Source organism: Actinomyces sp. HMSC065F12 (assembly GCF_001814535.1).
Classification (GTDB): domain Bacteria; phylum Actinomycetota; class Actinomycetes; order Actinomycetales; family Actinomycetaceae; genus Pauljensenia; species Pauljensenia radingae_A.
In genome coordinates this window covers 180,435-186,195 of the sequence record NZ_KV816983.1, presented here as the reverse complement: position 1 = coordinate 186,195, position 5,761 = coordinate 180,435, and the positions used below count along the sequence as shown (strand labels likewise).

General features: G+C 60.6%; 3 protein-coding genes. 1 reads left to right on the top strand and 2 read right to left on the bottom strand.

Translation table 11 applies throughout. The annotated features are described in order from the left end of the window. Positions 1-3: 3 nt before the first annotated feature. Positions 4-390 carry a hypothetical protein gene (locus tag HMPREF2975_RS06990; protein ID WP_070726692.1) on the bottom strand — a complete coding sequence of 129 codons (387 nt, stop codon included), beginning with the start codon at positions 388-390 and terminating at the stop codon, positions 4-6. 662 nt (positions 391-1,052) lie between these two features. Here HMPREF2975_RS06990 and cas9 point away from each other — a divergent pair. Continuing rightward, a complete protein-coding gene (gene cas9 / locus HMPREF2975_RS06985) occupies positions 1,053-4,295 on the top strand; it encodes a type II CRISPR RNA-guided endonuclease Cas9 (RefSeq protein ID WP_070726690.1) in 3,243 nt (1,080 codons plus the stop codon). Positions 4,296-4,431: 136 nt separating this feature from the next. Here cas9 and HMPREF2975_RS06980 read toward each other — a convergent pair whose 3' ends face one another. Further along, a complete protein-coding gene (locus tag HMPREF2975_RS06980; RefSeq protein ID WP_070726688.1) occupies positions 4,432-5,478 on the bottom strand; it encodes a pentapeptide repeat-containing protein in 1,047 nt (348 codons plus the stop codon). Positions 5,479-5,761: the final 283 nt, after the last annotated feature.

The following is a 5,761-nucleotide window of genomic DNA, read 5'->3' as shown; positions in this document are numbered from 1 at the left end:
ATATCAGTGGGAAGTGTAGAGAGAACCCAACGAGTTGGCGGCGTTTTCGATGGTGAAGTCTTGGAGCCCGGCGTAGTTAAGACGGACCGCCTGCCCCGTGTGGTTGCTGATGGTGGCCTTTTCGCCTTCCGTGTACGTCAGGTCGAGTTCGTCGATGAACGAGTTGGAAATGGTCATGTGGCTGATGGTGGATTCACACAGTGACAGTTCGTCCTGGCTGAGCCCGTCGAAGTCCATTCCGGTCAGGTCGTCACTTTGGTATTCGTAGGGGTCGATCTCAGTGGTGTGGGGTTTGTCGACGCTGACGCTCACGGCTGCGTGGGGTTTCGTGTCGAACTGCCCGCCCTGGGGGCTACCGGCTGGCTTACGAGGCTGGAATGAAGTGGTCATGGGTGACCTAGTTGCGGCTAAGACAGCACGCCTAGGTTGGCCAGCACGAAAGTGGAGCGAGCTGATACCCGAGTGAGTGGTGGGGCGAAGGTCGCTGGCTGGCGGCACTCGCAGTCAGTCCATGACCGTCGCGCTTGAGAGTGGAGCGCCCCAGCAGGCCAGGGCGAAAGTCCCTGCGGCCATGGTTGTACGCTCGGGTTGACCGGCACGAAAGTGGGGCGAGCTTCATCCCGTGTCACCACTCTGGTGCAGGTCACCAGCAGACCGGAACCGGAAGCCAGTCCATGACCGCCGCGCTTGAGAGTGGAGTGTTCCAGCGGGACAGGGCGAAAGTCCCTGCGGCTGAAAAGACGCGCTTCGGGGAAACAATACGAAAGCTGGGCGGGTCAACACCTGAGAAAGCGCAGGTCAAAACTCGTTGATGCCCGCATGGATGGAAAGACCAGACGCCTTTCACGCCCTGCCCCTCGTGGGTGTGGGTAATTGACCCACAGCGCGACACGCCAACACTCCACCCGTTGACACACCCACCCACACTCCTATACTGGACAGCGTAGAGAACTTAACAAGGCTCCTGCCAATGTTCGCGGAGCTGACTGGTCAACCGGGTACTGTGAAGTGCCCGGTTACTTTTATGACCGCCACGTCCCACAAGCAGGGGCATGAACGAAAACACGACCAGCTACCGTGTCGGCATCGACGTCGGCACCCACTCCATCGGCTTCAGCGCTATCCAAACAGACCCGACAGGCACACCCACCAACATTCTCACCTCCACCAGCTTCATCCACGACGGCGGAGTCGACCCCGACCACCACAAGGCCGGTGACACGCGCCGCGCCGTCTCGGGGACAGCCAGACGCGTCCGCAGGCTCATGCGCCGCACACGAACCCGCCTCGACAAGCTCGACACCTTTCTTAGCGACAACGGGTTCCCCATCATCACCGACGCCACCGAAAACGACCCGCACGAACCCTGGCTCATACGCGCCACTCTCGCCACCACCCCCATCACATCCGCCACCCAACTCGACCACCACCTGTCCATCGCCGTCCGCCACATGGCCAGGCACAGAGGCTGGCGCAACCCCTACCAAAAAGTCGACACCCTCCTCGGTGACCTCCAGCCCTCCCCCAAACTCATTGAACTCAAAAACCGCGTCGAAGAACACCTTGGAGCACGCGTCGGCGAACAGTACACGCCCGCCACGCTCATCTGCGCCATCCTTGACGCCGCACCCACCACCCCCATCAGGGGGGCGGACGGGATCCTCGCCGGAACCCTCCACCAGTGCGACTACGCCCTGGAACTGCGCCGCATCCAAAACGTTCAACACCTCAACCCCACACTGGTCGACCAGCTCATCCGCCTCATTTTCTCCATGAACTCTCCCATCGGGTCCGCTCGCCACCTCGTCGGCAAGGACACCCTGCCCGGCATGGAAAACGAGCCACGCTGTGAAAAAGCCCAACCCGTCTTCCAACGCTTCCGCATTATCCAAACTGTCGCCAATCTGCGCGTCCTAGACGGCGGACACGAACGCCACCTGACGCGACGAGAAATGAACCAGGCCGTCACCTTCCTGTCCACCGCCACACGCCCCACGTGGGGTGACGTGGCTGACACGCTCACCATTGACCGGCGCAACCTGACAGGAACAGCCCGCCAAACCAGCGACGGAGAATTCCTCGGGACACACCCACCCATCGACCAGACACGGGCCGTCATCCGCGCCCTGAACATCCGGCCCCTCACCGAGTGGTGGGACAAAGCGACTGACAGTGAAAAAGCCGCATTCATTGACGCCACGTCCAACGTGGGGACAGACGCCATAAACGAGGACGCGCTGGAAAGCGTCAACACGCTGTTCGCCAGCCTGGACGCCTCCCAGCGGGCAAAAATAGACGCCGCCCGGTTCCCGCTCGGAAGGGCCGCCTACAGTGCCGCATCCCTGGAAAGACTGTGCGAACGCATGATGCACGACAACGTTGACCTCCATGAGGCGCGCGCCAGAGAATTCAACGTGCCCGACGGGTGGCAGCCGCCCGCAGACCCAATCGGCACGCCCACAGGCAACCCGAAAGTGGATCGCGTGCTTAAACAGGTGGCACGGTGGCTCGCCGCCGTCACGCAACGCTACGGCACCCCCATCAGCATCACCATTGAAACCGCCAGGGGTGGACTCAACTCCGAAAAGGTCGCCCGCCAAATCAGCCGCGACAATCAGAAAGCCGCCGACCGTAACAGGCAGCTCGCTGACCGCGTGCTTCAACTGACGGGGCAAGACGGCACTATCTCGCACGCCGACATAACGCGCATGAGGATCTGGGACCGTCAGGGTGGAGCCTGCCTGTACTGCGGAACCCCTATTGCTTTCACCGCTTTCGAGCTGGATCATATTGTCCCCAGGTCGGGGCCCGCATCCACTAACCGGCTTGTCAACCTGGCCGCAGTGTGCCGCACCTGCAACCATGAGAAGGGTGCCACCCCGTTTGCCGCGTGGGCAGACGGATCATCGCGCACCAGCCTGGGTGAGACGGTCAGTCGCGTCAAAGCGTGGAAGAACACCGACCGGATGCCGGTCAAAGCATTCGCCACTGTGAAGCGTGACGTGATCGCCCGACTGAAGCGCCGCAGGCCCGACGAGCCGCTGGACGACCGGTCATTGGAATCCGTCGCGTGGATGGCAGTCGAACTGCGACACCGCATCGACTCTCACTACGGTGGGACAGTGGATGTGCGTGTTTATGCCGGTCATGTGACTGCGAGCGCGAGGCGTGCGAGCGGCCTGGAACGTGATATTCGCATGATTGGTGGTGGCGGGAAAACGCGCCTGGACCGCAGGCATCACGCGGTTGATGCTGCCGTGCTCGCCATGATGAGACCCAGCATTGCCCACACGCTCACGATCCGCGACAACATGCGCAGGGCCCACCAGTTGACCGGCGTGGACAATCAGTGGTGGGAGTTTGATGGGGTGACGACGGGTGATCGTCTGGTGTGGCATGAGTGGCGTGACCACATGCGGGTGTTGACCGGATTGTTAAACGAGAAACTGGACAACATGACGATCCCAGTCACGATGAACGTGCGGTTGAGCGTGCCGAACGCTGCTGCTCACGACGCGACAATCCGTCCCCTCGACCGCCATCGGGTGGGGGCCGCGTGGACTGTTGACGAGGTTGACAGGGCGTCCACCCCGGCACTGTGGTGCGCGTTGACGCGGCAGGATGATTTCACGCCGGGCGTGGGGCTTCCAGCCAACCAGAACCGGCGCATCATGGTGAACGGCACCCCGTTTGAGGCGGGCGATGAGGTGGGCGTGTTTCCCGCCCTGGCGTCTGCTGTTGCGGTGCGTGGCGGGTGGGCGTCCATTGGCGGGACGGTCCATCACTCTCGCATTTACCGGGTGGGTAAGCGTTTCTACCAGTTGCGCGTGTTCGCGGTTGATGTGGCGCGCTCCGGTGGGCGTGACGTGTTCAGCATAGAGCTGCCGCCCAAGTCTATTTCGGTTCGCACGGCCAACGAGAAACTGCGTGAAGCGTTGGCGCGTGGGGATGCCGAGTACGTGGGGTGGGTGGTTCGCGGCGATACGCTCCGCCTGGAGTCGACAGATTTCAAGGCCGCGAGGATCCGCACGTTTTTCGACACGTACCCTGTGCGCGAGTGGACGGTAACGGGGTTCGAGTCGGCTGGCATGATGAATTTACGCCCCACTCTTCTATCAAGTGAAGGACTGCCTGATGATGCCCCCGACGATGTGCGGGTTGTGCTGAAACGGTGCTGGAGGGTGAGCGTGAATGACTTGATGACGGTGGGGCACCCGAGCGTGGTGCGCCGTAACACGCTGGGCGAGGTTCGCATGAAGGACACGAAATTGCCTGCCACAGTTCGGCTGGCCTAAGACACCGTTTGGGCGTGGGCACGAAAAAGGCGGCTCAACACTCACTTTTGCGAGTATCAAACCGCCACTTTTCGCTTGTATCCCGCCGAAAACCGGTGCCAGTATATCAGTGGGAACTGTAGAGAGAACCCAACCCCTAGTTGATGGTGACGCCGTGTGTCTTTTGGAGTGCGCTTAGGGTGTCCTCGTCGAACTGGCAGTCGGTGAATGTGACATTCTGAAAGTCGATGCCCTGGAGGTTTGCCCCACGCAGGTCGCACTTTTTCATCTCACAGTCCTCCATGGTTGCGCCCGACAGGTCAGCGCTGCGAAAACTCGAATTCGTTGCCCGCAGCTCACACAGGTGCGACTTCGCGAGACGTGACTTGCTGAAGTTGGTGTTTCGCACCGATGTGTTGAGAAACCGTGCGCCCATCATGTCGGCCAGCATAAAATTCGCATGGTCAGCCTGACTGTTCAGCATGGAGAAGTTTTTCAGCGCGGAACCACTGAACGCCGTGTCGGTAAGCGAACTGTCCTCCACCGCGATTGAGTCACTGCTCATTCGGTACATGTCCATCGCGTCAGCGTGCACGCGGTTAAACGACAGTCCCTCAACGTTCGCCCTGGTCATGTCAACCGCTTCGAGTGACCCGCCATTGAAAGTAATGTCCAGCAGTGTGGAGTCGCGCATTTCCACATTACTCACGCGCCCACCGCTCAAGTCGAGAGTGTTCAGGGTTGCGTTATTAAACTCGCACCGCTTCATGGCGTAGTCACGGAACTCACTGTTGGACAGCGTGGAGCAGTCAGCACTCAGATTAATCATCCGCACGCCCCGACCATGCACCTTGTTGATGTAGGCGCGCTCCATTGTGCAGTCGGCAACATGCGCGCCGTCGGCTTGCAGGCGGGTCAGTGACGCTTTGTTCAAGGTTGAAGACGAAACCGTTGCGCCGTCCAGTGTCGAATCGGAAACATACACGCCGTCCAGGGCTGTCCCGCCAATATGTGTGCAGTCCAGAATAGTCTTGGTGACAATCTGAGACGAGTGGTCTCCCTGAATGTCCTCGCCGGTGAAATCCTTCGCGTGAGGCTTATCGGTGTCGCCCATGTTCACGTCCACGGCGGTGTGGGGCTTGGAATCGAACTGCCCGCCCTGGGGTGAACCGGCAGGCTTGCGAGGCTGAAACGAGTTGGTCATGGGTGACTTAGTTGCGGCTAAGACAGCACGCCTAGGTTGGCCAGCACGAAGGTGGAGCGAGCTGATGCCCGAGTGAGTAATGAGGCGAAGGCTGGTTTTCACGCGCCACTGGTAGACAGTCCGTGGTGGGAGCGGGTCAGGCTCTGGCGTGTCAGAACACTAGGACGCAGGTCATGCGGCTGGGGCAGCGCGGGCTGTGTGGTCGTGCGCCGATTTTTGGGATCGAATCGCCCGTGCGGGCACGAAAAAGGCGGCTCACCACTCATTTTTACGAGTGTTAAAC

What these genes read in the sequence shown, in the direction of transcription:
- cas9 (WP_070726690.1), top strand. Translation starts at nt 1,053, where the DNA reads ATGAACGAAAACACGACCAGCTACCGTGTCGGCATCGACGTCGGCACC.
- HMPREF2975_RS06980 (WP_070726688.1), bottom strand. Translation starts at nt 5,478, where the DNA reads ATGACCAACTCGTTTCAGCCTCGCAAGCCTGCCGGTTCACCCCAGGGC.
- HMPREF2975_RS06990 (WP_070726692.1), bottom strand. Translation starts at nt 390, where the DNA reads ATGACCACTTCATTCCAGCCTCGTAAGCCAGCCGGTAGCCCCCAGGGC.